The sequence below is a fragment of the Pseudomonas sp. MF6751 genome, assembly GCF_016613265.1.
GTDB classification, from domain to species: Bacteria; Pseudomonadota; Gammaproteobacteria; order Pseudomonadales; family Pseudomonadaceae; genus Aquipseudomonas; species Aquipseudomonas fluorescens_BV.
In genome coordinates, this window is record NZ_JAENSV010000012.1 from 1 (window position 1) to 25,821 (window position 25,821).

Genomic DNA, 25,821 nt, shown 5'->3' on the forward strand with positions numbered 1-25,821 from the left:
AGGGAGCCAAAACAACTTGAGCAACCGAGGGGGAGTGCCTCGGTGCCTATTCAGGGCCTCGACATTGATCGGGGCCTTTTCGTTTTCGGCTCCACCACACCCATTGCTCCGAGCTGGGAGTGCTGTGAGAGCCGATTCAATTCCCAAACATGCCCCACGGAGTAGCGCGCATGGAGTATTTGCATCGCCTGCTCGACAGAATCGACTGGGCCATCGCGGGCCTCATTGGGGCGATCGTAGCCAGCTGGTGGCACAAGGACGATCTGACCGACTGGCGAGCCTGGGCCAAGTTCCTGTTCACTGGCATCGTCTGCGCCCTGTACCTAACCGGCATGGTGAGCGCTTACTTGAATGTCACAGAGCCGAGTATTGTGGCCGGTATCGGCTTCTTGCTCGGGACGTTTGGCGGCTCACTCTTGCTGGCCATCAACCGAGCCATCAAAGCCGCTGACCTCTGGGCGCTTATCCGCCAGCGGTTCGGGGGAGGCAATCCACCATGAATCTTGAACTGATCAACTCCATCGCCTGCGGACTTATCGCTGCTTGGGCGACCTGGTGCGTACTGAGCGGGAAGGTGAGGGACGGCATCCTTGGGAAGCTGATCTACACCACGATCGCCATCACCGGTTTCGTCGTGTCGGTGCGCAGCCAGAACATCTTCTTCGGCCCGACCACTGCTGGCCTGACGCTCCATGTCGCCCTGGCCATGGCAGGTGCCCGCCATATCTTCATGGTTACCTACTGGCAGACGGTCAAGGCCTGGCTGTGCAAGACGCTCAACTGCGAACAGTGCATGGGTTGCCCGAAGGCTCCAGAAAGCATCGAACAGCCCAAGCAGTAATCCGCGCCACGTTTTCACAACCGCCGTTTCGTGGCGCGAGATAGATCAATTTATGACCACATCAAAACCGCGAAATTTGCCAAGGGTTCAGATCCGTGGCGGCCAGGTCGTCTCGACTGACAGTTTGTCGAACATGGTGGCCAACATCGGCACCAACCGAGACAAGCGGACCCACAACGTATTCGGCTTTGAGTTCGTCAACCAGATTGAACTTGAAGCGGCGTACCAGTCGAACTGGATTGCCCGCCGGATCGTTGACAAGCCGAACGAGGATGCGCTGCGTGAGTGGCGAACATTCAATGGCAAGCAGGCCAAGGACATCGCGAACGAAGAGCGTCGCTTGGGTGTGCAGCAGGCCTACCTTGATACGTGCTGCTGGGCTGACCTGTATGGTGGGGCCGCGTTGCTGATGGTGACCGGCCAGGACCTGAGTGAGCCCCTCGACCTGAAGAAGATCAAGAAGGGCGACCTGAAGAACCTGGTGGTTCTCGACCGTTGGGACATCCAGCCTACAGAATTCAACCTGACCGACCCGCTCAAACCGAACTGGATGCTCCCTGAGTTCTACATGATGGTGAACGGCGAGCAGCGCATTCACTACAGCCACATCATTCGCCGCACAGGGGCTCGCTTGCCGCGCCGTATGCGCATGTTTGAGCAGGGCTGGGGTGACAGTCGTCTACGTCGCTGCATGTCTGACCTGCGTGATGTGGTGGCTACCAAGGGAGGCATTGCTTCCCTTGTGCTGGAAGCCAACGTCGATACAGTTAGCGTTAAGGGTCTCCAGGGTGCACTAGCAAGCGCCCAGTGCGACCAGGTCACAGAGCGTTACCGTTTGTTCGGCATGATGAAGTCGCTGGTTAACCTCGGCCTGCTTGACCAGGACAACGAAAAGTACGAACGCAACAGCATCTCGTTCTCCGGGCTCAGTCAGATCATGGAGCAGTTCATGGTATGGACTGCCGGCGCCGCCGAGATGCCTGTCACTGAGTTGTGGGGCCAATCAGCCTCCGGCCTGAGCGCCACCGGTGAAGGTGACCGCAAGACCTACGAAGGCACCATCAAGGGCAAACAAGACGGCCAGATGCGTCTCGACCTTGAGGCGCTCGACCAGGTGCTGATCCGTTCTGCCCTGGGCGACTACCCCAATGATCTTGAATTCGAATGGAAGCCTCTATCCCTGCCTACAGGGACTGAACAGGCCCAGGAGGATCTGGCGGACGCCCAGGCCGACGCGCTGAGCATTGAATCCCGAGTCATTCGCCCGAGCCATGCCATGCGCCGCGTTCAGTCGAAAGGCACGTATGCCATAACCGACGAGCAGATCGCCGCCCAAGAGAAGATCGAGAAGGATCAGGACAATGGAATCGGCGACGACGGCAAAGACCTCCCAGGTTTCGACCTTGGAGAAGCTGACGGCGACAAACCTGGCGATGATGGAGCAGCGGAAAAAGAAACCCCGCGCCCCTAAGCCTGTTCTGCCAAGCCAAGAGGCTGAGCGCTATTACAGCGGCCAGCTTAGAGGCATGGTTAGGCTGATGGCTGAAGAGTTGGTCAAGGCGCTTGAGCCTGAGCTGAAACGCCTCAAGCGTGACTACACCGCAGATGCCATGCCGACCATGGATGGCTGGACCGATGACATCCTCGCAGCGATACGCGGGGTTTCGCGCAGGTTCAGCTCGTCCCTGTTCGAGTCGCAGATCCAGCGGGTGGCGGCCAGTACTGTCAGCCGAGCCGAATCCGATAACGCCGAGGACTTCCGCAAGTCTGTCAATCAAGCGGTCGGCGTCGACTTCCAGTTGATCACCCGGCCCAAGGGCATGCAGGACTATCTGGAGGCCTCAACCGCCGAAAACGTCAACCTGATCAAGTCTATACCCGACGAATACTTCAAAAACGTCGAGACGATAGTGCTGGGCGGCATGAAGGATGGTCTCGCACCTACCGCCATCGCCAAGCAGATACAGGAGCAGACCGGTGTAAGTGCCAGACGGGCCAAGCTCATTGCGCGTGATCAGGTGTCGCAACTCAATAGCGACCTGACCCGCCAGCGACAGGCAGCAGCGGGGATCGAATTCTACAAGGCGGTGGATGCGGGCGATCAACGCGTATCTGGCGCACCAGGCGGTAAATACCCGAACGCCAAGATCAGCTGCTACGGAATTGCCCGCCAGGACATTGGCTACGGCCCAGGCATCTACAAGGTAGCTGACGGCGCACCATGGGGCGGCAAGACAGGGTTGCACCCCGGAAAGCATCACGTGCTTTGCCGATGCGTCGGATTGGCTCAAATCCCTGGCGTGAACTACTTCCCCGACAAGGGCTGATCGGCTAAGCACTCAAGGCCGAACTGAACAAGGTACGGCGCCTTCCTGTGCTGCTTGCTACCCTCGTCGGCCAAGTAGTACCGCATCATGCGGTCGCTGACGCCGAGCAGGTTGGCGGCCTTTCGCTGGCTGATGCCGGCCTTGTCCAGCAGCCCGCGCAGATATTCCGGGTCTGGGTTGTACAGTGAGGCGTCAGGCTTCATTTGATTTTGTCTCGAAGAGCTCGTCGGGGGCTTGGACTGCCTCGACCGGATTTGTTGCATTAGCTGCCGCTGACTTAATCAGCTCGACAGCCTGTATCGCGATCGAGATTGCCTCGGAATTGCCTTCATCGTGCTCAAGCATCTTTGCAATGTGAAAAGCATCTTCTGGCGATATTGGGCCTGTTAGCTTGGCGCTCAGGTAGTGATCAATCTCTTCGCTCGCGCCATATTTCGTCAGCGTGTATTCGAGCAGCCGGCCGCACGTCTCGCAGTGACAACAGCCATCATTTTCCTGCTGCCATCCGCCATCAACATATTCAGCCCTGCCCGCTGCAACCTCCGCCTCTGCACACTCAAGACAGTAGGACGGGCCTTGGTCAGTATCATCGCCGCCGATCCAGTGCGGGAACTGGACATCAAGGGAGCTGGCGTGCGCCCAAAGAGCGGACAGCGCCGAGCCCGACAGGTCTTTCGCGCACACCGAAATCAATTCGCTCATATCGTCTTGCTCCGATTTCGCCTCGCCTGAGTGGCTGGCATGGGTCTTACTATATAGGAAACAGTTTCCTAGTCAATAGGCGAAACCAAATATATGAAAAGAATGACCATCGATGAGGCCTTCAAGCCTACGTCGCGAACGCTCACGCCCGAGGGATTCCTCTGCGTGAAAGGGGTTGCAGCGCGCACCGGGGTTTATCAGTACCTGTCGAGCGAGCTGGATCTGGATGGGCCTGAGCGAATCGTCAACGTCTACCGGTCGCCGGAAGAGGTATTCAAGCCTGAGTCCATGGCGACCTACGCCGATAAGGACGTGACCAATGACCACCCGAATGACTTGGTCGACTCGACCACCTTCAAGGAAGTTTCATCCGGTCATGTGCGCGGCGCCGCCCAGCAAGGTGAAAACGTTGAGGTAGATCTGATCATCAAGGATCAGTCGGCCATTGATGACATCGACTCAGGCAAGGCCGAGTTATCACCGGGTTATCTCGCCGAGTACGTCCACGCCCCAGGCGTAGCCCCTGACGGCACGCCCTACGAATACGAGCAGCGTGACATCCAGATAAACCACGTCGCCGTTGTAGAAGCAGCGCGAGGCGGCAAGGTCGCCCGCATTTTTGACCACAAACCGAAAGGTATTACCCATATGGCGACCCGGAAAGTCTTTCTGGACTCCAAGAAAAGCCGCTCCATCATCCTGGACGAAGAGGCCGCAACGGTAGTCGAAGACGCCGTGTCCGCCTTGCAAAAGTTCGCGGACGAAGAGTCGGATCGCGCAGACAAAGCTGAAGCCACCAAGGACGAAGCCGAAGAGAAGCTGGAAGAGGCCAAGAAGGAAACTTCCGACGCCGCTATCGGCCTGCGCGTGAAAGCAACCCTCGACACCATCGCGCTGGCAGCCAAGGTGGTTAAGTCCTTCGACGCCAAAGGCCTGGTCTCCCCTCTGGAGATCAAGCGCGCCGCGATGGCTCAACTCAAGCCGACCCGCGACTGGGCATCCAAGTCTGAGGCCTACGTGACCGCCGCGTTCGATTCCGCAGCCGATGAGGCCGAAGAGAAGAAAACCGAGGACGAAGATGACGATGACGACAAGTCGAAAGTCAACGACAGCCTCAAGCAGTTTGCCAGGGACGCAGCTGCTCGCGGCCTGAAGCCGACCACTGATGGCACTGACGCTTACAACACGTTCCTGCGAGGTGGCAAGTAATGGCTACTGCAATTGATACCTTCGGCCAGTACGCCGGTAAGGCCTACGAAGGCCAGATTAATGACCTGAGCATGGCGGATGTCACTACCGCAGTGGCCTCGGTCGCCATTCCATTCGCGCGCGCTGTGGTCTCGGCCGCTGTCGACAAGCAAGGCGCACTGCCTGCCGCCGGCGCCGGCTTCTTCCTGGGCATCTCCGTGCGTAAGCCTGTGGGCGTGAGCGGCAGCTACATGACCGGCCAAGTCTCCGATAGCGGCAACGCAGTTGGCGGCTACCGCCTGAACGAAGAAGTCAGCCTGCTCAGCACTGGCCGTATCTGGGTCAAGACCCTGGCCGGTGCCACCAAGGGTGCCCAGGTCTACGCCGTGCCGTTGACTGGCGAGCTGACCAACGCTTCCACCGCAGGCAATCACCTGCTGCCTGGCTGCGTATTCAAGACCACCGCGGCGGCGGGTGAGTTGGCGCTGGTACAGGTCAAGTCCGACGTCACCACCACCATCGCCGCTTAAGGATCAGATCGAATGAAGACTTTCGACGCCTCCCCCCAGGCGCAACTGGGCTTTCTGTTGGGTCAACTGACCTACGTTGAACAGGAAGTCCTGCGCCAGCCGTACCCAGAAATCAAATACCCTTCGATCCTGACCGTCGACACCTCGGCGCCGGATTACACCGAGTCGATCGCCTTCAAGGTTCTCGACTACAAGGGTGAGCCAGCGCCAATTGGTGATGTCTCCCACGACTTCCCGCTGGCTGAAATCGCTGCCAAAGTAGGCGGTGTTGACGTGGTTCAGGCTGGCCTGGGCTACACCTACACCCAGATCGAAGTCGGCAAGGCCATGCAAATCGCCAACTCCGTCGGTTTCGGCGGCGCGATCAACCTGTTGGCCGAGAAGCCAATCGCAACCCGCACCCTGACCGAGCAGTGGCTGGACCGTGTAGCGTTCGTCGGTGATGCTCGCTGGCCTTCGCTGACCACTGGCGGCCTGCTGAAGTATCCAGGCGTACCAGTCGTTGCTACCGGCACCCTGCTGGGTGGCGCGAACAAGACCATCGCCCAGATCCTGGCCGGTGGTGGTGAGACGGCTGCAAACGAGATCCTGACCCTGCTGAACAACGCCATCCTGCGTGTTTACGCTACTCAGACCAACTCGATCTTCCGCCCGACTCACATCCTGCTGCCGCTGGTTGAATACGGCCTGTTGACCACTTTCCGGATCCCGAACACCTCGGAAACGCTGGTCAGCTACCTCGAGCGTGTGCTGAACATCAAGATTGAGCCAATCCTGCAGGCGTCCACCGCCGGCGCTGGTGGCGGTAATCGCATGATGGTCTACACCAAGAACGCCCAGTTCGCCAAGTTCCACCTCCCAATGCCTTACACGCTGAACGCGCCGATCCCGTCTCACGGCGGCCTGCGCTTCGAAGCTGCTGGCGTGGTGCGCACTGCTGGTACTGAGCTGCGTGTTCCGATGTCCCACCTGTACGTTGACGGCATCTAAGGAGATCACATGGCTGCGAAGAAAAAGCAAACCGGTGAATCCTCTTCGTCGGAAGCGACCGTCTGGACCAACATCAGCAAAAACCCAGTGATCCTGGGCGATGGCAGCACTGTGGGGGCTGGCGAGCAAACCACCCCCGAGCAGGCTGAGTTCGCTGAAGGTTCGCTGTGGGAAGAGCATGGCGTGCTGGTATCTGGTGCGCCGACTCTGACCGATGACGGCGCTGGCCAGATCGAAGTGTTGAGCGCTGAGATTGAAACTCTGCGCGGTCAACTGCTCACCGCAGGCACCGAGAAGTCGGAACTGCTGGCCGAGATCGAAGAGTTGAAAAAGCAGATCCCTCCCAAAGACTAATCTGAGCAAAACCCAATAGCCCCGCCAGTGCGGGGCTGTTTCATTCTGGAGTCTGACCCGTGGCTGAACTGACCATTGAAGTGACGCCGGCGATCATTGCGGACTTCCGAGCGTTCTACGAAGAATTTTCTGACAGTGCTATTTGGCCTGATGCCAAGATCACCAAAGCGCTGTACATCGCACGCGGCGAGTTTGGCGGCTGCGGCTGTGCTGGGTGGGGAGATTACAAGCCCTACTCATTCCTCCAGCGCGGCTGGTTCGCCCTCGCGGCGCATTACCTGACCTGGAACAAGCTGGCGACTGATGCAACATCGACGGACGGCAGTGCATCGACCCCCTACGCGCAGTCAAGCAAGAGCGTGCGCGATGAGTCGGTGTCATACGCCATTCCAGGCGCGAACGACTCGCTGACGACCTGGGAGGCGGCCCTGGCCCTAACCCCGTACGGTGTCGAGTACCTGCACCTTCGCTCACGGGCTGGCATGGGAGCGATCTGCGTATGATCGAGCCAACCATAAGTATGGTCGGGACGCAGCAGGTCGAACAGGCACTGAAGCAGCTCGCCAAGCGACTTGAAGGTCAGACTCGTGTATTGGTTGGGGTGCCAGAAGGCGCCGGCTCGTACGAAGGCGGTTTGACCATCGCCACCATCGCCGCGGTGAACAACTTCGGCTCTGCAGATGGGCATATCCCGGCTCGACCGTTCCTTGAGCCTGCAATCACGAAGGGCGCGCCGCAGTACCAGCGACTCGCCGAGATAATGATTCCCAAGGTGCTTTCCGGTTCTATGGCCATGACGACCCTGCTTGAACAGATGGGTAACTTGGCCGAAGGGCATGTAAAGCAAGAAATCACCGACTTGGATACGCCGCCAAACGCTCAGTCCACCATCGACAGAAAGGGCTCAAGCAGCCCGCTGATTGATACGGGGGCTCTTCGCCAATCCATCCGCTACGTCATCGACGAGAGCACGGAACCACTCGAAGAGGGTTTGTGATGGGTCTCAACATGCGCGGCCACGTCAGCGGGCCATTCATCACCCACAAGGGCGTGGTGCTCAACCGGTATTCCAGCGCAATTGTGGACTTTGAACCGGTACTGGCTATCACCTACACGGACACTTTTGACGCCAACGTGCAGCCTGTCGGCGATGTAGAGATCCAGTTTTTACAGATCGGTGCCGAGCGAATCAACGACGTGCGAGTCATTCACCGCAATGACGGCAAGGGAATCGAGGTTTCGACCCCTGGAAAGCTGGCCGACATCCTGGTGTTCTCCGAGACGCCCGACAAGCCTGCCACCTGGTGGAAGTCCATCGCCACCGACTACCGGCCCTGGCACAACTTCTGCCGCTCAGTGGTGGCCAAGCTTGACCCTGCCGAGATAGCCAGCCTGGAGGCGCACACAGATGCTTGACTCCAAAGCTCTATCCAAGGCGGTTTGCCGGATTGTCGTGGCGGTTACTGGCCTGCCGGCCGACAAGGTGATCCTTGCGGACAACAACACCGCGGCCCCTTCTGGCAGCTACTGCGCCGTACGACTGCAAAACCCTGAGCAATTCGGTCAGGCGCTCAACTCGCAAACAAACGTTCCGGCGGTTGACGACCCTCAATACGAGGACATCATCGCCAAGGTGGCCACCCAGTTCACGCTGGGGTTCAGCATCAACTTCTACCGGGCTGGCGCCGTGATGTATGCCGCCGCCCTGTGTGAGGCGAACAAGCGAGAACCGGTGAAAACCATCCTGCGCGCTGCAAAGCTTGGCTGGTCCCGCGTGTCACCGATCAACAACCTGACCGGCCTATATCAGGCCGCCATGGAAGAGCGCTCCCAGCTCACCCTCTACCTGTATGGCGAATCCATCGCAGAAGACCGCGTACAGCGGATCTATCGCGCCGGCTTCTCTGTGGAAACCGAACAATCTGGCGCCATCGCGCAAGGGGAAGTAAATGGCTTATCCGGCTGAAGAAATCATCAACATCAACGTCCTGATCAACTCGGCCGGGCTGGGGACTTCCAACTTCGGCGCGGGCATGGTGTTTGCTGACTTCGATTCGTCGAGCGATGCAACATTCGTGACCGGGACCTACCGGGACTACGGCACAGCGGCCCAGGTGGCGGCAGACTTCAACATTGCCTCCGACCCTTACGCGGCTGCACTGGCATGGTTCTCTGCTATTCCCAAGCCGAAGACCCTGCGAATCTACCTGCGCATCGAGGAAGACACCCCTGTTGAGTCGCTGAATGACGCGATTAGCAAGGGGATCTGGTTCTACTGGTACGAGTTTGAGACGTCGATCCGTGCCGTGGATGCTGATGTTTTGGCTTTGGCCGCTGCCGGCGATGCTGCAAGCAAGTTTTTTGCCTTCACCACCAACCAGGCAACCGTTCGAGACCCATCGGTAACTACCGACATCGTCAGCAAGGCATTTTTGCAGGGTTCTCGCCGCATGCTCATCGTGAGCCACGCCACCGAGCCCTACGCTGGTTTCGAGCTGGCGGCTGTGTTCAGTCGCGTAAATTTCAATGCGGCCAACTCGACCATCACCGGCGAATTCAAAAAGCTCCCGGGCATCGACGCCGAAAGCCTGACGCCGACCGCCTACAGCACTATGAAGTCGAAGGGCGCCATCTTCTACACGGTTGTCGAAACCGGTGGCGAGAAGGACATGGGGCGAATCATCAACTCCAAGACCACCTCAACCTTCGGCGAGTACATCGACGACGTGTTCAATCTTGACGCCTTCGTCAACTTTGAGCGTGTGGCGCTGTACAACGCTCTCACCAAGGTTCCTACGAAGCTGCGTCAGACCCCGCCAGGACAGCAGGTGCTTCTCAACGCCGCATCCCAAGTTGGTGAGGTCTTCATCGACAACGGTTATCTGGGCGAGCGCTACTACACCGACGAACAAACCGGTGAAGAAAAACTGAGCCGCGGTTACGAGACGCTGACGAAGGCTGATGAAATCCTCCTGATTTCCGATGCCGAGCGCGCCAATCGTGACTCTGCCCCAATCCGCATGCGCATCTTCCGCGCTGGCGCTATCCATGCTGTCGACCTGACCGCCAACGTTGAATAAGGATCGCCCACATGTCTTTAGCTGATCTTTCTGTAGAAAACACAATTGTGGTCATCACCGGCGTCGGCGTGTTGGACGACTGGGGCCGCACCGACCCGCCTTTCACGATTGAGAACATCGACGACGTTGCGAACCTTAGCCGCGGTCTGGGTGGGAACGCTGTTCGTTTCCACCGCAAGAACCCAGGCCTTCGACTCACTGTGAACTTCATGCCAGGAAGTCCTCAAGCGCTCGCAATGCAGGCTCAGGTGACGGCCCGGGCTGAAATCTCAGGTTCTTATGCCTCAATCTCCGGCCTTGAGGGTAGCGTGTTCTCTGAAGGCGTTATCACTCGCGGAAAGTCCATGGCTCGCGGCGGTCCAGGCATGAATGACGCCACCTTCGTGATCGAGTTCAACAAGGGCAATATCGTATGAGCCAGGCTGAATCCTATATTCGCACCATTGAGCATGACGGCGTAACCTACCGTTTCGGCATGCCAAGCGCGGAGAAGCAGCGGGCGGTTCTGTTCCGCCTTGGCAAGTACGGCGTAGAGCCAATGATCAAGGGCCTGGCCCTGGCAGAGCTTGGCGCGGCATCGTCGTTTGTAGTTGCTGGCGGGATCGTCGGCACCATGCTCGCCCGTATGCCGGAGGACGACTTCAACTTCGTCTGTGACTCCATGCTGGGCAAGCTTTTCAAGGAAGGCGCCGAAAAGCCGCTCACCATGGAAGACTTTTCTGGCCGCTTGAAGACTTACTTCACCATCGTGGTGCTGGCTCTCGGTAATGTCTTTGAGGATTTTTCCGGACTCCTGACCCTCTTCAAGAAATCTACCGATTCAGTCGCGGCGGCGGATTCGAGTCAGGAGAACGAATCAACCCAGCCGTCGACTGGGAGCTCTGGAGACCCTGCGTAGGGATTCCTGGGTTATGCCCGCCGCTTTGCACCTATAGCCAGCTCACGGACGGCACTCATTCACTGGGATGGGTCAAACGGGCCAATCTGGTCATGGATGAAATGATTTACGCCCGCCATCTGGCTGAGGCCAATCGACCGAAATAGCCCTGCACTCGCGGGGCTTTTGTTTTTCAAGGGGCTGAAATTTGAAAGTTCTCGAAAGCTTCTTGATCGCCCTCGGCATGAAGGTCGATGAAAAGTCATTTCAAAAGGCTGATGCGGCGTTTGGAGGTCTGACTAAGTCGGCCTTGCAGCTCGGCGCTGTGTTCGCCGGGAAACTGGCGATAGACAAGGTGGTGGGCGATTTCAAGCAGGCCGGTACCGAGCTGAATAACTTCAACAAGCTGACCGGGTTGAGCACGCAAAACGTGCAGTCGCTCGGCCAGGCATTGAAGGCCCAGGGCGGCAGCGCCTCTGATGCCTTCTCTGCAATGAAGAAGATTCAGGACCTGATGGCATCGCCGATCACCGGTGATACCGGATGGTTCGGCGACGTGGCCAAGCTCGGGCTTAACCCGGACGTGATCATCGGCGCGCAGAACACGGCCGACGCCCTGGCCGGTATCGCTGGCGAGTTCGAGCACATGAGCGCGCTCAACCAGCGCCTCGCCGGCCAGGCCCTGGGATTGGACGATTCCACGGTTCGCCTGCTCATGCGCGGCCGGGACGAGGTAGAGAAGCAGCTGGATTCCCGCGGCAAGCTTGCCGTGATGACCCAGAAGCAAATCGATGACTCTGCGCGCCTGACGAAGGCAACCAGCGAGCTTGACCAGGTGTTCACCGACATCGGTAACACCATTGCGGGCGAGCTGACCCCGGCCCTGGCCGATATGGCCGAGGACTTCGTAGCCTTCTACCGAAACAACAAAGAGCTCGTAGATTCGGGCTTGAAGGAATTCTTCGGCGGCTTGGCTGACAACATTGAGCTTGTCGCCATTGCCATGGCGTTGCTTGGTGGTGGCGCTGCTCTCAAGGGTTTGGCCGCTCTGCGCGCCATTGTTGGTCTCGGTGGTGTTGCTGCCGCTGGATCTGCCGGTGGTGCTGCCGCCGCTGGTGGCGCCTCAATGCTCGCAGTCGCCGGCGGCAGCGCTGCAGCCCTCTTGTATTCCAGCAGCTTGAACAGCGGCGAAGACACCGAACTGCTTAACAATCGCCTGAAGAAAGGCGGCGGCGAGGCTATTGGCGCTGTCGTGGACTACTTCACGTCCAAGGGGTGGACCAAGGAGCAGGCCGAAGGGATCGCTGCCAACCTCGAGGCTGAGAGCGGATTCAAGGCAAACGCCACCGGTGACGGCGGTCAGGCATATGGCCTGGCCCAGTGGCGCCCAGATCGCCAGGCCGAGTTCGCCAAGCAGTACGGCAAGGACATCCGCAAATCTACTGGCGCCGAGCAGCTTGAGTTCATCAACCACGAGTTGACTCGGGGCAACGAGAAGTCGGCCGGCACCAAGCTACGCGCCGCGACCAGCTCCTACGACGCTGCTTCTATCGTCTCCCGCGAATATGAGAGGCCTGCAGATGCTGCGGGCGAGGCCTCCAGACGAGGCGCAAGCGCGGCGGGATACACCGACAACCGCGTGTATCACATCAGTGGCGCCGACACAGAGAAGGTCAAGCAGGTACTCAACGAGCAGATGGGTCAGATGACCGAGCAGACCATGCAGGACTTCAAGAGCCCAGAACTATGAGCCTGATGAGCATCTTCACCAAGACACTGCCGAAGATTGGCCCTCTTGAGTTCGACGCAAAGCTGGAGGGGATTACCAGCAAGGCCATCACCCTGACTCAGTATCCGGTCGAGTTTGGCGCAAATACCAACGACCACGCGATTCTCATGCCGAACCGATACCTGCTCACCGGAGCTGTGTCGAATAGCCCTCTCGGCCTCGGCCTGGATGACATTGGCATGATGGGGGCTGGTGCTATTGCTACGGCAGTCGGAGGTGTTGGCGGGGCGGCGATCACGGCTGTGTCGGCCTATCTCCTGTCTGGTGGCGATGATACCCGGGCGTCAACTGCCTGGGCGTCTCTAACCGCCATCATGGAGGCTCGAGCCAAGTTCGATCTGGACACTGGCAAGGAGATCATGCGCGACATGATGATCATCCGGCTTGATGAGCGTACGCGGCCTGAGAACGAGGATGGCCTGGTGTTTATCGCCGAGCTCCAGCAGGTTCGGATTGTTCGCTCAACAGTTGGTCGTGGCGTCACGTCGGCTGACCAGCTCATGAAGAACGACACTGTGTCCACCCAGGGCGCCCCGATGATCTCCGCCGGCGATGCTGCCGTAGAGGTAATACCATGAGCCGTTACAGCGTTGCCGTCCAAGCACTGCCGGCTCAGACATTCACTGCGCGCCTTGGCAAAAACACTGTGACCGTAGAGCTGCAATGGATGGCACGGTTTGAGGTGTTCCGCGTGAACATCCTGACCGCCTTGGGCTCCCCCCTCACGATGGGGCGATTCCTTCTGCCGAACATCGACCTTCTGGCCGGCCTTTACCCGCCGCCATCCATTTCCTACGGGTCGCTCGTCTTGGAGGGCGATCAGGCAACGCCCGATAACCTGGGTATCGACAACGTTCTGGTGTGGTCAGATGAATGATGAAATCTTCCTTCGCAATTACCGACTGAAGATCGGGCGCAGCACGGGCTCTCGTGTTTACGAGATGCGGCCCAACGAAACAAGCCCAGATCAGGACGGGCTGCGCCTCACATTTCAGGTCACGCACTTCGCCGGCGGCGCGTTCAGCGTTGCCGAAATAACCATCTACAACGTGTCGCGCTACGCATCCAGGCAGATGCTTGGTGACGGCTCAACGGGGAAATACGAGTTCATTTCCCTGGAGGCTGGATACGACGGGCTGTTTGGTTCGATATTCGTGGGCCAAATCACCAACGTTCAGATTCACCTTGAGGATGGCGGCTCTACCCGCGGGATTCGCTTCTTCTGCAAATCTTCCGCGAAAGAGCGCGATCAAAATCTGATCAATTTAACCCTGGCGCCTGAGACGGACCCCGTCCAGATCATTGAGGAATGCGCTTCAGTGTTCGGCGCCGAGATCCAGTTCTATGGGGATTTCTCAGGACTCAAACGCCGCTCGCGTGGAACGGTCCTGCAGGGCAGCCCGACCTCCTGCATGAATGAGCTTGGCGAGACCTTCGCATTCGATTGGATGGTCGAGAACGGCGCGATCAAGATCATCAAGCGCGACTTTGCGCTGGACAATCAGGTCTACGTGATCAGCTCAGGCACCGGGATGATCGGCTCGCCAGTGGTCAGCGACACCGAAGTAGGCATCCGCTACACGCTAAACCCCAAGATAAAGCTCGGCGACACCATCAAGCTTGAATCTATGGCGCCTCGCTTCGAGTTCTCCGGGGCTTTCTTCTACGACGTGCCGCGCACCATCGGCGAGGGCTACTACAAGGTCAACTCACTGGTGTTCGCGGGCGACTCCCACGGTGACCAGTGGGAAAGCCAGATCAGCTGCCTACGCCTCAGCGCGGCGGCCCAGGCCGGAATTTCAGAAAGGGCAACGCGATGAGTGATCCGCTCTCCTCAAGAACACAGGCTGAATACTCCAAGATGCTGCGAGGCATATTCGGCGAGTACCTGAAAGACAACATGCGCACCAGCGTGCCAGGCCATGTCCTTAGCTTCGACCCGGCCACGCAGATGGCAGAGGTTCAGATCGGCCTGATGCTGGAAGACCGCCTTGGCTCGCAGCAGCCACGCCGCCCAATCATCCATGTTCCAGTTCAGTTCTGGGGAGCCGCAGGCGGCACGCTTGAATGCAGGGTTGCCAGCAACACCGAAGGCGTCCTGTTCTTCTCCCAGGAGTGCATTGACTCCTGGGTCGACCAGGGCGGCGTGGCCGTTAAGTCGGAGCCTCGCCGGTTCTCCATCAATGATGCGTACTTCATCCCAGGGGTCAGATCTATCCCAGGCGCGATCACCGATTTCTCAAACGACGGCATCCGCCTGCGTAGCAATGACGGATCGGCTTACTTTTGGATTCACGATGACAAGACGCTCGAAATGGATGGCGTCTCGCTCAACGTTAAGTGCTCAGTCAATTTTGAAAAGTCTGCCAACTTCGAACAGGCCGTAACCACCATTACCACCATTACCAATCAGGGCGTCAGCATCGGCCTCGAGCACACTCACGGCGGCGTAATGCCTGGAAGTGGGACATCTGGAGTAGTGACGCCATGACGGTACGAAAACTGGACGCCGACGGCGACCTAGCCCTGGGGCCTCAGGAGCTCCTGACAGGCTACACCGCCGAGGAAGTCGCGCAGAACGTGGTTACCCGCCTCAAGTTCTTTTTCGGCGAGTGGTTCCTGGATACAACCGACGGAACGGACTGGTTCGGCAGCGTGCTGGGCAAGGGCTCGATCCTGGCGTCTCGTGAGTCGGTGATCCGTCGCCGCATCCTGCTAACGCCAGGGTGCGCAGGCATGACCTCGTTCAGCCTCACTGCAGACATCGATACCCGACAACTCACCGTCACCGCGTCAATCGTCAGCACCTCGGGCGATAACGCAGAAATCAATTTTGTTCAGGCGATCGTCTAATGGCTCAGATCACGGACCAAGGAATCACCGGGCGCTCGCTGAACGAGTACCTCGGCGACATTAAAGAAAAGACGCTGGCGATTGACCCTGAATGGAACATTGACCCAGACAGCCCTGACGGCCAGCGGATCGGCATCGAAGCCGAGATGTTTGCCAACCTCGACGAGGCGGTAGTCGCTGCCTATCGCAGCAAGGACCCGGACAGCGCCACCGGCGAAGCTCTGCGCGACATCGGAAAAATCTCAGGTATCCCGATCCGAGAGGCGACCTATTCAGTCGCACCCATTACCGTGACCGGGCAGACAGGAACCCCTATTCCTGCTCAGTCGCAGGTCAGAAGCAGGATTGATAACACCGTTTGGCTGACAACGGCCGTGATAGTCATAGGTGTGGGGCAGACCGCCACCGGCTTCGCAACGTGCACAACCCCAGGTCGAGTTCTCGCGTCTCCAGGCGAGCTGACGATTATTGGCACCCCTATTGGCGGCTGGTCGTCCGTAACCAATGGTGAGGCCGCCGCAGGAATTCCACAGGAAAGCGACGAAGACTTCCGCATTCGAAGAAACAACGGAGTGTCGCGCGCTGGCAGCAATATGCGCGACAACATGGAAGCCAACATCGCAAGCGTCGATGGCGTTACCGACGTGAAGGTTCTGGAGAACAGCAGTGACTCGCCCTTCGACATCGACGGCGTTCCTTACACTGGGATTGCGGTAATTGTGAACGGCGGATCTGATGCAGACATCGGCCTCGCCATGTATGAAAAACACAACCCCGGCACGCCAATGCTGCCCAGGTACAGCGCCAAGACTGACACTTGGGTTGATCAGCCCGGGGCGAGCGGAGTAAAGGTCACCGGTCTTTCTCCATTGACCGGCAACCCGTACACCATGACCTTTCAGCGCGCCACTGGTCTGCCGGTTTTCGTGTCGATAACGATTCAGCGTGAAGGCGATCTCCCATCGAACATTGATGAGCTGATCAAGGCCGCGATTGTTGCGGACTCGACGCGCAGCCTTTTCAGTGGTGAGACCACCACAGGCTTTAATCGAGGCGGCTATGACATCGGCGAGAAAGCGCCCCCTGGCCGCTTATACACTCCAGTAAACAAGGTGCTTGGCCGGTACGGTGACAGCTATATCACCTCACTAACAATTGGTCGTACCGCGACAAGCCAGGGGTTAAACCCAATCCAGCCCACCATCTCCCAAATCGTCACCTTCGATCCGGAGAACATCGCGATCACGGTGATTCCATGATCATGGATCACGCGGCACGCGCCAAGTCTCGAATCATTAATGAGTACCGCAACAAACAAAGAATGATTCGGTGGCTAACCATCACGCCAGATATTGCCAACCTTCATCTTGAAGGCCCGACTGATCAGATTTCCAGAAGTTACGACGTAGACACCGTGACCGGGGAAATGCTCGACATCATCGGCCGAATCGTCGGAGTTGCCCGCCCAATACTGCGTGATGCGGAATTCGATGTATTTGGGTATGCAGGCAATGACAGGTACACGAACTACAACATCGCGCCATACATCGGCGATGGTGAGGGTATCGATGCCCCGCTCAACAATGATCTTTACCGAAAGCTGATCAAGGCGAAAATTGCCAGAAACATCAGCGACGGTACTGCCGATAGCATCATCCAGTTGGTTGAAATAATCATCGGTGAAAAGGTTACTGCCTTGGTGGACAACGGTGACAAGTCGTTCGATATAGGAGTGGCCTCGGCACTGGATAACACCACGCTGTACCTCATCGAGAACTTCGACCTAATACCGCGGCCTCAAGGCACTCGCATCAACAAGATATTCGTGCTGCCGGTGAATATCGATGCGATCGAAGCTTCGGCATCGCATATCTACGAGTACGGAAACGTTACCCTTCCTGGAGATTTAGCCTGATGGCAAGACAGCCTTTCAACACGCGCTGGGCTCAGGATGTTGAGTCCGAGAGCAGCTTGAACAGCTTCCAGACGCCAAGCGATATTCGCTTGTCGACTGGATGGGAGGGTGGCCAGGACAAGGATGCACCGCCGGCCGGCCAGGAGAACTGGTGGCACAACCGCGTCGATAGCGCTTTGCAAGGCGTAGAGCGAAACGGCGTCATGTCCTGGCACCCTCAAGCGGTATACGGTCTGGGCGCGCCTTCCTACGGTTCCGACGGCAATTACTACGAAAGTATCGCCAACGCCAACCGCGGTAATAACCCCGTTACGACTATTGGTTTCTGGCGATATTGTGGGCCTTCATTTTTCTCGGGGCATAGTCCGGGCGATCTGAAGATGGTCGCGCACAACAATATCCCCACTACAGGGTGGTTGAAGTGCAATGGCGCGCTCTTGCTGCGATCGTCTTACCAGCTTCTGTTTTCTGTCATCGGAACATCGTTCAACACGGGCGGTGAAACCGCGCTCCAGTTCAGGATTCCTGACGCTCGAGGCGGCTTCGCACGAGGATTTGATGATGGAAGCGGAGTTGATGCTGGCCGTGTTTTCGGCGCTCCTCAATCAGATGCGCTCAAGTCTCACGAACTCGACGTAACCGCTGCCTGGACTGATGGTTTAGACAAGCGCGTTTACATGGCGGGCGTGGAGGCTGTATCAAACTCGTATGTCGCTTCCCTTAACTTTAACCCTGCGCAAGCTGGCAGAGCGAGCGGATTCTTAAAGGCAAGCGTTAGCGGGGGTAGCGAAACAAGGCCAAAAAACTTCACCGTCAATTATTGGATTCGATACTGATGAATAACCAGATTACCAACGATCAGCGGATTGTTTACCAGGCCGACGCCAATGGATTTTATGTCGGAGAGACTACGGCCGACCCAGACCCCCAAAACATCGGTAACTGGCTGATCCCCGCAGGCTGTGTCGAAGTAAAACCCCCGGCCGCGCCTCGCGGGAAAATGGCCCAGTGGAGCGGGTACAAGTGGAAGCTCGTCAGCGTATAGGTGAAATATGGAACGTAAGCGCAAGCGTCACTTCAGCGACAAGATGGAAAAGTTCTGTCTTGCCTACGTCGAGACAGCCAACGCCGCCGAGTCCTATCGTCGCGCCTACAACACAGAAAATATGGCCGCTGCCACCATTGGCCGAGAAGGCTACAACACACTCCAGAAGCCCCAGGTTCAAGCCAGGCTCGAAGAATTAAGGAAGAAAGTCATGGAGCGTCACGAAATCACCGTGGACACGCTCCTTGCCGAGCTGGAGGAGGCCAGGAAGGCTGCGCTCGATGCCGACACCCCCCAGACATCCGCAGCTGTCTCAGCCACCATGGGGAAGGCCAAGCTTTTGGGCCTGGACAAGAAGATTGTTGAGCTCACCGGCAAGAACGGCGCGCCGATTGAAACCAGCTCCACGGTCACGGTCGATCAGAAGGCCTTGAACTCTGTCCTGGGCTGCCTATGAGCAAGCTGCTCGACTGGGATGTAATGAGCAGCGCAGAACGACAAGCAGCAAAACTCATCAGCGAGCACTCGCCGCTGTCGTTCATGCGCGTTTTTTTCCAGCTTAACCAGGGCATGAAGATGCTCTGCAACTGGCACCACCGCTACATGGACCATACGGCTTTGAGGGTCCTGTCGGGCGAACTGAAGAACGTGGTGTTCAACATGCCTCCGGGCGGAACCAAGACCGAATTCTGGTCTATCCATGTACCTTCATACGCCATTACCAAATTCGACCGCACGCGCACGCTAAACGTCTCCTACTCAAAGGCTTTGGTTGAGGAGAACTCGAACCGCATCAAGTCCATCATCACCAGTGATGAATATCAGGACTTGTGGCCGTGCGACCTGGGAAAGGCCGACGTGGCCAACTGGGTCATCACAGACGAGCGCGGGCGCAATAAGCACCAGATATTCAGCAGATCCACTGGCGGCCAGATCACCGGTGTGCGTGGCGGCTATATCTCCGAAGGCTTCACCGGCTTCATCAACCTGGATGATCCGGAGAAGGCCGACAGCGCCTTCAGCGCAACCATGCGGGCCAAGGCCCAGCGGATTGTCACCAACACTCTGCGCAGTCGTAGGGCTTCGCCAGATACCCCTGTTATCTGCACCCAGCAGCGCCTGCACACAGACGACGTGTCAGGCTTCCTGCTCAAGGGCGGCATGGGCCTGGACTTCGCGCACATCAAGGTTCCAGCCCTGGTTACGCGCGAATACATCGCCAGCCTTCCTGACGAGATACGTGAACACGCCGAGCGAGACGTTTTTGGCGCCCCTTCAATCGTCCGTGGCGGCGTGGAGTATTGGTCGTACTGGCCGGCCAAGGAAACTGTCGTCGACCTGATGGCTCTGTGGGATCGTGACCCATACACCATGGTCAGCCAATACCAGCAGGAGCCGGTGGCGCTCACTGGGGGCATGATTGATGCCGACTGGTTCAAGACATACGAGCAGTTGCCTTTTCTGGTTTGGCGCGGCGTGTACGTCGATACCGCACAGAAAACGGGCGAGCAGCACGACTTCTCGGTGTTCAACCATTGCGGCCTGGGGGTTGACGGAAACCTCTACATCATCGATGTGCACCGCGGCAAATGGGATGCCGGCGATCTTGAAACGGAAGCCCTACGCATCTGGCAGAAGTGGAGGGATTGGGATCCGTTCCGGCCCGCCGTGCTGCGATATATGCGGGTAGAGGATAAATCGTCAGGCACTGGACTGATTCAAACCATCAGCAAGAAAGGCTCCATCCCAATTGAGCCTCAGCCCCGCGGACCGGCGGCAAACAAGGTTACCCGATGCATGGATGCGGTGCCTTGGATCAAGTCCGGCCGAGTTTTCGTGCCAGCAATTTTCGATGACCAGGGACGAAAGATAGAGCATGTGAAGGATCATCGCGGCGAAACAATCGCCAGCACCGACTGGGTCGCGCCTTTCCTTACCGAGGCATCAGCCTTCACGGCCGATGACAGTCACGACCACGACGACCAGGTAGACACCATGTTCGACGCAGTCGCGGACATGCTCATCAGCAACAGCGGCGATTTCTTCTCCGGCAACTGGCTTTAACCCAAAACCCTAACCCGCCCCAACTTTCGTTGGCCGAACTCGGCTGCGCTCATTAAACACGCCCCAAGGAAACGACATGACTGACCAGACACAGCGGCTCGAACTCGCCACAGTAAAAGCAGAGATCGCCAGCGACATCGTCAGCCGGTTCTCTAATGATCCTGTCGAGGCCGAGCCGATCCCAACCGACTCTGGCGACATACAGAATCTGAAGCAAGTATCAGCCGGTATTGAGGCGGACGGCCAGGCGGCGATCGTTCAGGCGGTAGCGGAAGGGATAGTGGATCTTACGGGGTCGGTATTCTCTGCCGACCAAAGCGCCGATCGATCCGAGTTGGCGGCAAGCGTTTCGATGGCTGCGGCCAACCAGTACCTGACAGTAGCGGACGGCATAGCCGCAACAGTCGGGACCGGGTCCACAAATCGACTGTTCTCTGTGCCCGGCGCGACTAACGATTTTTCTGTCCAGTACCGCAATGATGCCGGTGCGGCAGTGGAGATTGGACGGTCACCCAGCGCTAAAGCCGTTGATGCGGTAAACGCCAGGATCAGCCGTGATGATGCTGTAGGCCTGTATAGGGACGGCGCGCCAGGCTTTGCTTTCCCGATAATGGGTAAAACAGGGAATGTGGTCGGTTTTCTGATCAACGGCGGCGTGTATGCAACTCACCTGGAGATCCCTTCCACGTCTTCCATGCCGGCCCGCGACGGCCCGCTTGGCATTCCGATAATCCAGTCCCTGGTAGACCGCAAGAACGGGATAGTTTTCAATCCAAATGATGGTAGGACGGACTTGCTGTTATCGGATTCAGCGATCAGGTTCATCGCCGATAACATCGGTGGCGTTTCGGCCTATCTGCCGCCGAGTGATATGCGCGGATCGTACGCCGTATTTTCCGTTCGAAAAAATTCTGACTTCAACATCGCCGCCGTCCAGGATCGTGGCGGTCAGACATACGACGGCAAGCAGTTGGCATCTGGCACTTATGACACCATCGTCGCTGATCGTACTGTGCCGATGGAGTTTGACCCAAGCTACGGGCAGTCGAACGCAGGCCAGGGAGGCACTGCGGGCGTGTTAGAAAGCCGGAAGCTGTGGCCGCACACGGCGCTTTCGTTCGATGGGCGCTTCCAGATGCAGGGCAACAACGGGCTGGTCGATGGCTCTACGCTGACTGATCTGGTTCCAGTCTACGATCCGACCGGCGCCACGGTCGGCCAGTACCCGGCCACCATGCGGGCGATCGCATGGGCGCAACTGCAATGCGACAACGGCATACCCCAGGCTGCATCGATTTTGGCCAGCGCCTGGCAGGGGTCGCAGCCCGCCGGCAGTTTTTTGCCGGGCACGAATAACTACACCAACTTGATGACTTTCGCCGCCCGGGCAAAAGTATGCGCCACCAAGTACGGCAGAACTGTGGAGTGCAGGTTCCTGACCTACATCCAGGGCGAGAACGGCACCAACTGGGCCGCTGATTTCGCATCAATGGCGGATGCGGTGATTCCTGCGCTCAAAACTGCACTGGGGCAAGCCAGCGTTTGCGATATTGCTTTGTGGCAGATCGTTGGCGCCGCTCCCGATAATGGTGTGGGGGCCCTGCAGATTGCCGCCAGCAAAAACCGCACCGATACAAAGCTAGTCGGTGCCATGTACCCATTTCCGATTTTCGACACCCTGCACTTGACAGCTCTCGGCCGGCTCATGCAGGGCGACGTTCATGCCGAGTTTCGCCTGCAGGTAGCGCTCGGCAAGACCTGGTCGCCGCTTGGGATGAACACTGCCGTACGCTCTGGGGCGACGGTGACCATCGCGGTCGCGCTGCCTCCCGGCACTAAAGCAGTGTCTAAGGATGTTGATTGGGTGCCGCAGGTCAGCCAGGACGGCTTTGTCTACCGAGACGATTCCGGCGATACCGCGATCACTGCTGTCGCCTATTCGGGTAGCACGATCACCCTGACATTGGCTTCGGTGCCAAGTGGCGCCAACCCGCGTATTCGTTACGCCTTGGACAATGGCCCAGGCGCCGGCTGGTATGCGATGGCTGGTAATGCCGTGGCCCTGACAGATTCACTGTCGCCATCGCATCGCCTTGGACACGCCACGCCAAAATACATCCGACACAACCTGTTGCGTCAACAAATTGGAGTTACCGCATGAGCATCGCCGGAATCCGGATCAACCAAGCCTTCAACAATGATGCACTGACCATCGGCGGCTCGCTGGCCGATTCGCTGATCGGAGACAGCCACCTGATTAACTGGTTTCAGGCTGACGCTCGCAGCGTTACATTAGAGGGGTCCAACATCATCGCCCTACTAGACAGGAAGGGTACGGCGTCGGCTTTTACCCGAGCGGGCGCTGGAAACTCACCGGTACTCACCGACAATATCTTCGGCATCTACCCAGGAGCTAGACTCAGCTCTGCGGAGTCGGATCGAGCGATCTTTTCCGGCACCATGACTGATCTAGCCTTGCCGTTTACGTGGGCCGGAGTGGCCACTCTGCGCACTAATGCTGCCACCAGCAACCTGCTGGCCACTTTCACGTCTACAAGTGTGCGATGCATACTAAACGCCACATTGAATACTTCAGCGCTTAAGCTTCAGTACGGCACAGCTAGTACGGCCGCGCTTGGTATCACTCTGGGGCAGCCTTTCGCTTTCGCTGCTGGGTTCGATGGGGTCAACATCTTTCTGATGGTAAACGGAATTCTCAGTACGGTTCCTGCTGCTGGCGCGCCAAGCCTTTCAGACTTTGCGCTAGGCGGTCTGCCCGGTGGTAGCCAGTTTTGGGATGGTGACGTTTCCGACATTTTTATCAGTAATGTAGCCCTAAACTCGGCAGGCACCGATTCTGTCGCACTGCTATCCAAAATCAGATCTTACATCCAGTCGGTGTACGGGCTTACGCTATAGTCTGACGAGCCTGAACGCCTGCGTCGGTTAATCCGCGCAGGCATTCTTTTGTCTGACACCTAAATCCGCCTAAACACAATAGTCTGCCGGCTCACCCCGAACACGGTGACATAGTTTCCAATTTCGAACACCTGTAGTGGCCCCTTCGATACCGAAGACCATGGCTGCCCCTCGATCGCCTGCTCGTCTGTGATAATCGTGATCGCCGGAAACATCACATGGTCATTCATGCTCATCAGCAACAGCGGCGACTTCTTCTCCGGTAACTGGCTTTAACCGAAACCACTAAACCGCCCCAACTTTCGTTGGCCGAACCCGGCCGCGCTCATTAAACACGCCCCAAGGAAACGACATGACTGACCAGACTCAGCGACTTGAAATCGCGACTGTTCGCGCGGAGATCGGCAGCAATATCACCTTCCGATTCAATAATGATGCGATTGATGCTGGCGGTATCCCAACAGAATCAGGCGACATCAAAAACCTGAAGTTGATTATCAGGGAGATTGAGGACAAGGCCAGCGTATCAAGCTCGATCTATCCGAGCACAGCGGTTGGACTAGCGAATACTCCTGAAGGCGGGATTTTCCTTGTTCAGTCTTCTGACGCAGATGAGATTTACGCCGTTTGGAAAAAAGTTAGCGGTGCAGCAGTTGATACTGGTAAAAGGTCACTTTCTGCCGCTGCGGTGATTGAGGCTACTGAAACAGCTACTGAAGCAGCTGCGTCTGCGCAACAATCTGCCGACGACGCAAGGATTGAGGTTGCACGATTCTTGTCTTCAAGCAATTCACTTCCAACACAGAGAGATGATGGTCAGCCGCTTCAGATTGGCGACAGGGTAATTCTTCTGCCGATCGGCACTGAATATATTTATCGGGCGTCTGGCTGGGAACCTAACGACATCAGCGCCGCCCAGCAAAGTGAAATTGATTCTAAATTGTCCAAGGCTGACGCTGCAAACGCTACGGATGAGACAAAGGGCGTCGCACTTTTTGGCTACTCTGGCCGAGTTCTTAAGGATCGCCTTGACGACGAAATTAACATTCAAGATGTATGGGCCAAACAGGGCGGCGGCACCTCATGGTCTGACGCAATGAATATTGCAATTGATAAGGCATCTTACAATCTAAACAGTGGGCAGCGTAGCGGCATGCGTATCCACCTCCCTGGCGGGCATGATTACGATTTTGCCGATATTCAGCTAAGATCGGGAATTGTGGTGCGCGGAGATGGCCCCAAGAATACCCGTGTTTACTGCACTAAGCCCAATGGTACGATCTTTACTCAATCGATACCCGACAGGGCGAGCGGTGAGTTCAAAAGCATCGGCATTGAAGGAATACTTTTTGACGGGGGTATTGGTACGTCTGGAGCATCGAGGATTGCAAGCACAGCTGTGAATATCGGTGGTATGCATCACTCCTGGATGCGCGACTGCCAATCGCAGAGGTTTAATGGTAAAACGTTTGTCGACGATGACGCTTTTGTGGTTGACTTTCTTTTTGACAATGTACTGTCCAGGGAAAACGAATTCGGATTCCATTTTTACAACCCCTACTCGACATGCATTACATTCAATCGGGTTTATGCCGTAAACAATACTATAAATTGGCGAGTTGAGAATATTGGTGAAGTCGAATGGTGGGGGTGTAAAAACGAAAAATCTTCCGTAGAGGGCATTGGGATTTACGGTGCAAGCTGTATTGCCCGTATAGCAGGAGGGTATAGTGAGGATTGTGCTTTGTCTGGAAATCGCAGCCAGATTAATATCGAAGGTGCCGCAAGCGTTGGTATGCGTGACCACTACATGAAATACAACGCTGACACGGGATCAGATTTGGCGCATGTTGTTGTTAACGGATCTCTTCGAACAATGATAAATAGCATGACGTTTAACTCTGATCCTGGCGCGATTGGTTATGACATTTCCGGATCGGCGTCTGCCACGCGAAATATATTTCTTGGAGAAAACCATCACATTGGTGTCATGTCGAGAATCTCGCCACTTGCAGAGGCCCGGTCATACGGCGCAAACGCACAGACTGTGAGGGGGGCAGCACCATCAGTAATCTTCCAGGACAACAACGGGTCAAGGCTATCCGCCGTTGTCGCGACAGCCGTCAACCAGGTTGATATTCAGAATGGTTCCGGCGCATCGCTTGGCACGTTCAAGTCATCCGGTTTAGAAATCGGTGGAGCGTGGAACGCGCCTCATTTGAACGTAAATGGATTTCACATATGGGCCGGCACCAGCAAGCTGCGAATTAAGTTTGGGGCGCCGACAAGCATCGATGACGGTTCGGCGTTCGTTCTTCAATAAAAAACGCCCACTAGGATGTGGGCG

Annotated in this window: 32 protein-coding genes; 30 read left to right on the forward strand and 2 right to left on the reverse strand. The window is 57.2% G+C overall.

From position 1 onward, the window contains the following. Nucleotides 1-170 precede the first annotated feature (170 nt). The 4 genes from JJD66_RS12325 to JJD66_RS12340 all read left to right on the forward strand — a co-directional run bounded on the left by JJD66_RS12325 (nucleotide 171) and on the right by JJD66_RS12340 (nucleotide 3,168). A complete protein-coding gene (locus JJD66_RS12325; RefSeq protein WP_200648261.1) occupies nucleotides 171-500 on the forward strand; it encodes an MFS transporter in 330 nt (109 codons plus the stop codon). Beyond that, complete coding sequence (locus JJD66_RS12330) at nucleotides 497-841, forward strand: hypothetical protein (protein WP_200648262.1); 345 nt, start codon at nucleotides 497-499, stop codon at nucleotides 839-841. Before JJD66_RS12325 ends, JJD66_RS12330 begins: the two co-directional genes overlap by 4 nt. 52 nt (nucleotides 842-893) lie before the next feature. Beyond that, nucleotides 894-2,312, forward strand: a complete 1,419-nt coding sequence (locus JJD66_RS12335; protein WP_200648263.1) for a DUF1073 domain-containing protein — start codon at nucleotides 894-896, stop codon at nucleotides 2,310-2,312. A gap of 67 nt (nucleotides 2,313-2,379) precedes the next feature. Continuing rightward, the gene (locus tag JJD66_RS12340) at nucleotides 2,380-3,168 is read left to right on the forward strand and encodes a phage head morphogenesis protein (protein ID WP_200648264.1); all 789 of its coding nucleotides are present in this window, start codon (nucleotides 2,380-2,382) and stop codon (nucleotides 3,166-3,168) included. Here JJD66_RS12340 and JJD66_RS12345 read toward each other — a convergent pair. Together JJD66_RS12345 and JJD66_RS12350 are read right to left on the reverse strand one after the other, a co-directional pair. After that, on the reverse strand, nucleotides 3,147-3,371 hold the full coding sequence (locus JJD66_RS12345) for a hypothetical protein (protein ID WP_200648265.1): 225 nt from the start codon (nucleotides 3,369-3,371) through the stop codon (nucleotides 3,147-3,149). The genes JJD66_RS12340 and JJD66_RS12345 overlap by 22 nt on opposite strands. Further along, nucleotides 3,361-3,870, reverse strand: a complete 510-nt coding sequence (locus JJD66_RS12350; protein WP_200648266.1) for a hypothetical protein — start codon at nucleotides 3,868-3,870, stop codon at nucleotides 3,361-3,363. The genes JJD66_RS12345 and JJD66_RS12350 overlap by 11 nt, the downstream gene beginning before the upstream one ends. A gap of 102 nt (nucleotides 3,871-3,972) precedes the next feature. Between JJD66_RS12350 and JJD66_RS12355 the strand changes: the two genes are divergently transcribed. The 26 genes from JJD66_RS12355 to JJD66_RS12480 all read left to right on the forward strand — a co-directional run bounded on the left by JJD66_RS12355 (nucleotide 3,973) and on the right by JJD66_RS12480 (nucleotide 25,797). Next, a complete protein-coding gene (locus tag JJD66_RS12355) occupies nucleotides 3,973-5,079 on the forward strand; it encodes a DUF2213 domain-containing protein (RefSeq protein ID WP_234452226.1) in 1,107 nt (368 codons plus the stop codon). Beyond that, complete coding sequence (locus JJD66_RS12360) at nucleotides 5,079-5,588, forward strand: structural cement protein Gp24 (protein ID WP_200648268.1); 510 nt, start codon at nucleotides 5,079-5,081, stop codon at nucleotides 5,586-5,588. Before JJD66_RS12355 ends, JJD66_RS12360 begins: the two co-directional genes overlap by 1 nt. A gap of 12 nt (nucleotides 5,589-5,600) precedes the next feature. Next, complete coding sequence (locus JJD66_RS12365; RefSeq protein ID WP_044274825.1) at nucleotides 5,601-6,578, forward strand: major capsid family protein; 978 nt, start codon at nucleotides 5,601-5,603, stop codon at nucleotides 6,576-6,578. A gap of 9 nt (nucleotides 6,579-6,587) precedes the next feature. After that, nucleotides 6,588-6,932: a hypothetical protein gene (locus JJD66_RS12370; RefSeq protein ID WP_044274824.1), complete on the forward strand. Its 345-nt coding sequence runs from the start codon at nucleotides 6,588-6,590 to the stop codon at nucleotides 6,930-6,932. A gap of 59 nt (nucleotides 6,933-6,991) precedes the next feature. Next, the gene (locus tag JJD66_RS12375; RefSeq protein WP_052439822.1) at nucleotides 6,992-7,435 is read left to right on the forward strand and encodes a DUF4054 domain-containing protein; all 444 of its coding nucleotides are present in this window, start codon (nucleotides 6,992-6,994) and stop codon (nucleotides 7,433-7,435) included. Further along, on the forward strand, nucleotides 7,432-7,929 hold the full coding sequence (locus JJD66_RS12380) for a hypothetical protein (protein ID WP_200648269.1): 498 nt from the start codon (nucleotides 7,432-7,434) through the stop codon (nucleotides 7,927-7,929). The genes JJD66_RS12375 and JJD66_RS12380 overlap by 4 nt, the downstream gene beginning before the upstream one ends. Next, nucleotides 7,929-8,348 carry a hypothetical protein gene (locus JJD66_RS12385; RefSeq protein ID WP_200648270.1) on the forward strand — a complete coding sequence of 140 codons (420 nt, stop codon included), beginning with the start codon at nucleotides 7,929-7,931 and terminating at the stop codon, nucleotides 8,346-8,348. Before JJD66_RS12380 ends, JJD66_RS12385 begins: the two co-directional genes overlap by 1 nt. Beyond that, nucleotides 8,341-8,898, forward strand: coding sequence for a phage neck terminator protein (locus JJD66_RS12390; RefSeq protein WP_200648271.1), 558 nt, complete (start codon nucleotides 8,341-8,343; stop codon nucleotides 8,896-8,898). Before JJD66_RS12385 ends, JJD66_RS12390 begins: the two co-directional genes overlap by 8 nt. Continuing rightward, the gene (locus JJD66_RS12395; protein ID WP_200648272.1) at nucleotides 8,882-10,012 is read left to right on the forward strand and encodes a DUF3383 family protein; all 1,131 of its coding nucleotides are present in this window, start codon (nucleotides 8,882-8,884) and stop codon (nucleotides 10,010-10,012) included. The genes JJD66_RS12390 and JJD66_RS12395 overlap by 17 nt, the downstream gene beginning before the upstream one ends. A gap of 11 nt (nucleotides 10,013-10,023) precedes the next feature. Beyond that, on the forward strand, nucleotides 10,024-10,428 hold the full coding sequence (locus JJD66_RS12400) for a hypothetical protein (protein ID WP_044274820.1): 405 nt from the start codon (nucleotides 10,024-10,026) through the stop codon (nucleotides 10,426-10,428). Further along, complete coding sequence (locus tag JJD66_RS12405; protein ID WP_200648273.1) at nucleotides 10,425-10,910, forward strand: phage tail assembly chaperone; 486 nt, start codon at nucleotides 10,425-10,427, stop codon at nucleotides 10,908-10,910. Before JJD66_RS12400 ends, JJD66_RS12405 begins: the two co-directional genes overlap by 4 nt. Nucleotides 10,911-11,097: 187 nt before the next feature. After that, nucleotides 11,098-12,639, forward strand: a complete 1,542-nt coding sequence (locus JJD66_RS12410; RefSeq protein WP_234452221.1) for a phage tail tip lysozyme — start codon at nucleotides 11,098-11,100, stop codon at nucleotides 12,637-12,639. Further along, entirely contained in the window at nucleotides 12,636-13,256 is a 621-nt protein-coding gene (locus JJD66_RS12415) for a phage baseplate protein (protein WP_200648274.1), read from the forward strand. Before JJD66_RS12410 ends, JJD66_RS12415 begins: the two co-directional genes overlap by 4 nt. Next, nucleotides 13,253-13,555, forward strand: a complete 303-nt coding sequence (locus JJD66_RS12420) for a phage baseplate plug family protein (protein ID WP_177033527.1) — start codon at nucleotides 13,253-13,255, stop codon at nucleotides 13,553-13,555. Before JJD66_RS12415 ends, JJD66_RS12420 begins: the two co-directional genes overlap by 4 nt. Next, nucleotides 13,548-14,498: a baseplate hub protein gene (locus JJD66_RS12425; RefSeq protein ID WP_200648275.1), complete on the forward strand. Its 951-nt coding sequence runs from the start codon at nucleotides 13,548-13,550 to the stop codon at nucleotides 14,496-14,498. Before JJD66_RS12420 ends, JJD66_RS12425 begins: the two co-directional genes overlap by 8 nt. Continuing rightward, nucleotides 14,495-15,169 (forward strand): Gp138 family membrane-puncturing spike protein, encoded by a 675-nt coding sequence (locus tag JJD66_RS12430; RefSeq protein WP_200648276.1) that lies wholly within the window; start codon nucleotides 14,495-14,497, stop codon nucleotides 15,167-15,169. The genes JJD66_RS12425 and JJD66_RS12430 overlap by 4 nt, the downstream gene beginning before the upstream one ends. Beyond that, nucleotides 15,166-15,531 carry a hypothetical protein gene (locus JJD66_RS12435; protein WP_200648277.1) on the forward strand — a complete coding sequence of 122 codons (366 nt, stop codon included), beginning with the start codon at nucleotides 15,166-15,168 and terminating at the stop codon, nucleotides 15,529-15,531. The genes JJD66_RS12430 and JJD66_RS12435 overlap by 4 nt, the downstream gene beginning before the upstream one ends. Next, nucleotides 15,531-16,790: a baseplate J/gp47 family protein gene (locus tag JJD66_RS12440; RefSeq protein WP_200648278.1), complete on the forward strand. Its 1,260-nt coding sequence runs from the start codon at nucleotides 15,531-15,533 to the stop codon at nucleotides 16,788-16,790. Before JJD66_RS12435 ends, JJD66_RS12440 begins: the two co-directional genes overlap by 1 nt. Continuing rightward, nucleotides 16,787-17,446 carry a DUF2612 domain-containing protein gene (locus tag JJD66_RS12445; RefSeq protein WP_200648279.1) on the forward strand — a complete coding sequence of 220 codons (660 nt, stop codon included), beginning with the start codon at nucleotides 16,787-16,789 and terminating at the stop codon, nucleotides 17,444-17,446. The genes JJD66_RS12440 and JJD66_RS12445 overlap by 4 nt, the downstream gene beginning before the upstream one ends. Next, on the forward strand, nucleotides 17,446-18,282 hold the full coding sequence (locus tag JJD66_RS12450) for a phage tail protein (protein ID WP_200648280.1): 837 nt from the start codon (nucleotides 17,446-17,448) through the stop codon (nucleotides 18,280-18,282). The genes JJD66_RS12445 and JJD66_RS12450 overlap by 1 nt, the downstream gene beginning before the upstream one ends. Then, the gene (locus JJD66_RS12455) at nucleotides 18,282-18,491 is read left to right on the forward strand and encodes a hypothetical protein (protein ID WP_200648281.1); all 210 of its coding nucleotides are present in this window, start codon (nucleotides 18,282-18,284) and stop codon (nucleotides 18,489-18,491) included. Before JJD66_RS12450 ends, JJD66_RS12455 begins: the two co-directional genes overlap by 1 nt. Nucleotides 18,492-18,498: 7 nt before the next feature. Further along, a complete protein-coding gene (locus JJD66_RS12460; protein ID WP_200648282.1) occupies nucleotides 18,499-18,948 on the forward strand; it encodes a terminase small subunit in 450 nt (149 codons plus the stop codon). Further along, nucleotides 18,945-20,555 (forward strand): phage terminase large subunit, encoded by a 1,611-nt coding sequence (terL, locus tag JJD66_RS12465; RefSeq protein ID WP_200648283.1) that lies wholly within the window; start codon nucleotides 18,945-18,947, stop codon nucleotides 20,553-20,555. The genes JJD66_RS12460 and terL overlap by 4 nt, the downstream gene beginning before the upstream one ends. 76 nt (nucleotides 20,556-20,631) lie before the next feature. Then, on the forward strand, nucleotides 20,632-22,716 hold the full coding sequence (locus JJD66_RS12470; RefSeq protein ID WP_200648284.1) for a hypothetical protein: 2,085 nt from the start codon (nucleotides 20,632-20,634) through the stop codon (nucleotides 22,714-22,716). Beyond that, a complete protein-coding gene (locus JJD66_RS12475) occupies nucleotides 22,713-23,474 on the forward strand; it encodes a hypothetical protein (protein WP_200648285.1) in 762 nt (253 codons plus the stop codon). Before JJD66_RS12470 ends, JJD66_RS12475 begins: the two co-directional genes overlap by 4 nt. 352 nt (nucleotides 23,475-23,826) lie before the next feature. Then, nucleotides 23,827-25,797 carry a hypothetical protein gene (locus tag JJD66_RS12480; RefSeq protein WP_200648286.1) on the forward strand — a complete coding sequence of 657 codons (1,971 nt, stop codon included), beginning with the start codon at nucleotides 23,827-23,829 and terminating at the stop codon, nucleotides 25,795-25,797. The last annotated feature ends 24 nt before the right edge of the window (nucleotides 25,798-25,821 follow it).

Excerpts from the sequence above, each read along its gene's own strand:
- JJD66_RS12325 (WP_200648261.1), top strand. The coding sequence starts at position 171 with ATGGAGTATTTGCATCGCCTGCTCGACAGAATCGACTGGGCCATCGCG.
- JJD66_RS12330 (WP_200648262.1), top strand. The coding sequence starts at position 497 with ATGAATCTTGAACTGATCAACTCCATCGCCTGCGGACTTATCGCTGCT.
- JJD66_RS12335 (WP_200648263.1), top strand. The coding sequence starts at position 894 with ATGACCACATCAAAACCGCGAAATTTGCCAAGGGTTCAGATCCGTGGC.
- JJD66_RS12340 (WP_200648264.1), top strand. The coding sequence starts at position 2,380 with ATGGCTGAAGAGTTGGTCAAGGCGCTTGAGCCTGAGCTGAAACGCCTC.
- JJD66_RS12345 (WP_200648265.1), bottom strand. The coding sequence starts at position 3,371 with ATGAAGCCTGACGCCTCACTGTACAACCCAGACCCGGAATATCTGCGC.
- JJD66_RS12350 (WP_200648266.1), bottom strand. The coding sequence starts at position 3,870 with ATGAGCGAATTGATTTCGGTGTGCGCGAAAGACCTGTCGGGCTCGGCG.
- JJD66_RS12355 (WP_234452226.1), top strand. The coding sequence starts at position 3,973 with ATGACCATCGATGAGGCCTTCAAGCCTACGTCGCGAACGCTCACGCCC.
- JJD66_RS12360 (WP_200648268.1), top strand. The coding sequence starts at position 5,079 with ATGGCTACTGCAATTGATACCTTCGGCCAGTACGCCGGTAAGGCCTAC.
- JJD66_RS12365 (WP_044274825.1), top strand. The coding sequence starts at position 5,601 with ATGAAGACTTTCGACGCCTCCCCCCAGGCGCAACTGGGCTTTCTGTTG.
- JJD66_RS12370 (WP_044274824.1), top strand. The coding sequence starts at position 6,588 with ATGGCTGCGAAGAAAAAGCAAACCGGTGAATCCTCTTCGTCGGAAGCG.
- JJD66_RS12380 (WP_200648269.1), top strand. The coding sequence starts at position 7,432 with ATGATCGAGCCAACCATAAGTATGGTCGGGACGCAGCAGGTCGAACAG.
- JJD66_RS12385 (WP_200648270.1), top strand. The coding sequence starts at position 7,929 with ATGGGTCTCAACATGCGCGGCCACGTCAGCGGGCCATTCATCACCCAC.
- JJD66_RS12390 (WP_200648271.1), top strand. The coding sequence starts at position 8,341 with ATGCTTGACTCCAAAGCTCTATCCAAGGCGGTTTGCCGGATTGTCGTG.
- JJD66_RS12395 (WP_200648272.1), top strand. The coding sequence starts at position 8,882 with ATGGCTTATCCGGCTGAAGAAATCATCAACATCAACGTCCTGATCAAC.
- JJD66_RS12400 (WP_044274820.1), top strand. The coding sequence starts at position 10,024 with ATGTCTTTAGCTGATCTTTCTGTAGAAAACACAATTGTGGTCATCACC.
- JJD66_RS12405 (WP_200648273.1), top strand. The coding sequence starts at position 10,425 with ATGAGCCAGGCTGAATCCTATATTCGCACCATTGAGCATGACGGCGTA.
- JJD66_RS12415 (WP_200648274.1), top strand. The coding sequence starts at position 12,636 with ATGAGCCTGATGAGCATCTTCACCAAGACACTGCCGAAGATTGGCCCT.
- JJD66_RS12420 (WP_177033527.1), top strand. The coding sequence starts at position 13,253 with ATGAGCCGTTACAGCGTTGCCGTCCAAGCACTGCCGGCTCAGACATTC.
- JJD66_RS12425 (WP_200648275.1), top strand. The coding sequence starts at position 13,548 with ATGAATGATGAAATCTTCCTTCGCAATTACCGACTGAAGATCGGGCGC.
- JJD66_RS12430 (WP_200648276.1), top strand. The coding sequence starts at position 14,495 with ATGAGTGATCCGCTCTCCTCAAGAACACAGGCTGAATACTCCAAGATG.
- JJD66_RS12435 (WP_200648277.1), top strand. The coding sequence starts at position 15,166 with ATGACGGTACGAAAACTGGACGCCGACGGCGACCTAGCCCTGGGGCCT.
- JJD66_RS12440 (WP_200648278.1), top strand. The coding sequence starts at position 15,531 with ATGGCTCAGATCACGGACCAAGGAATCACCGGGCGCTCGCTGAACGAG.
- JJD66_RS12445 (WP_200648279.1), top strand. The coding sequence starts at position 16,787 with ATGATCATGGATCACGCGGCACGCGCCAAGTCTCGAATCATTAATGAG.
- JJD66_RS12450 (WP_200648280.1), top strand. The coding sequence starts at position 17,446 with ATGGCAAGACAGCCTTTCAACACGCGCTGGGCTCAGGATGTTGAGTCC.
- JJD66_RS12455 (WP_200648281.1), top strand. The coding sequence starts at position 18,282 with ATGAATAACCAGATTACCAACGATCAGCGGATTGTTTACCAGGCCGAC.
- JJD66_RS12460 (WP_200648282.1), top strand. The coding sequence starts at position 18,499 with ATGGAACGTAAGCGCAAGCGTCACTTCAGCGACAAGATGGAAAAGTTC.
- terL (WP_200648283.1), top strand. The coding sequence starts at position 18,945 with ATGAGCAAGCTGCTCGACTGGGATGTAATGAGCAGCGCAGAACGACAA.
- JJD66_RS12470 (WP_200648284.1), top strand. The coding sequence starts at position 20,632 with ATGACTGACCAGACACAGCGGCTCGAACTCGCCACAGTAAAAGCAGAG.
- JJD66_RS12475 (WP_200648285.1), top strand. The coding sequence starts at position 22,713 with ATGAGCATCGCCGGAATCCGGATCAACCAAGCCTTCAACAATGATGCA.
- JJD66_RS12480 (WP_200648286.1), top strand. The coding sequence starts at position 23,827 with ATGACTGACCAGACTCAGCGACTTGAAATCGCGACTGTTCGCGCGGAG.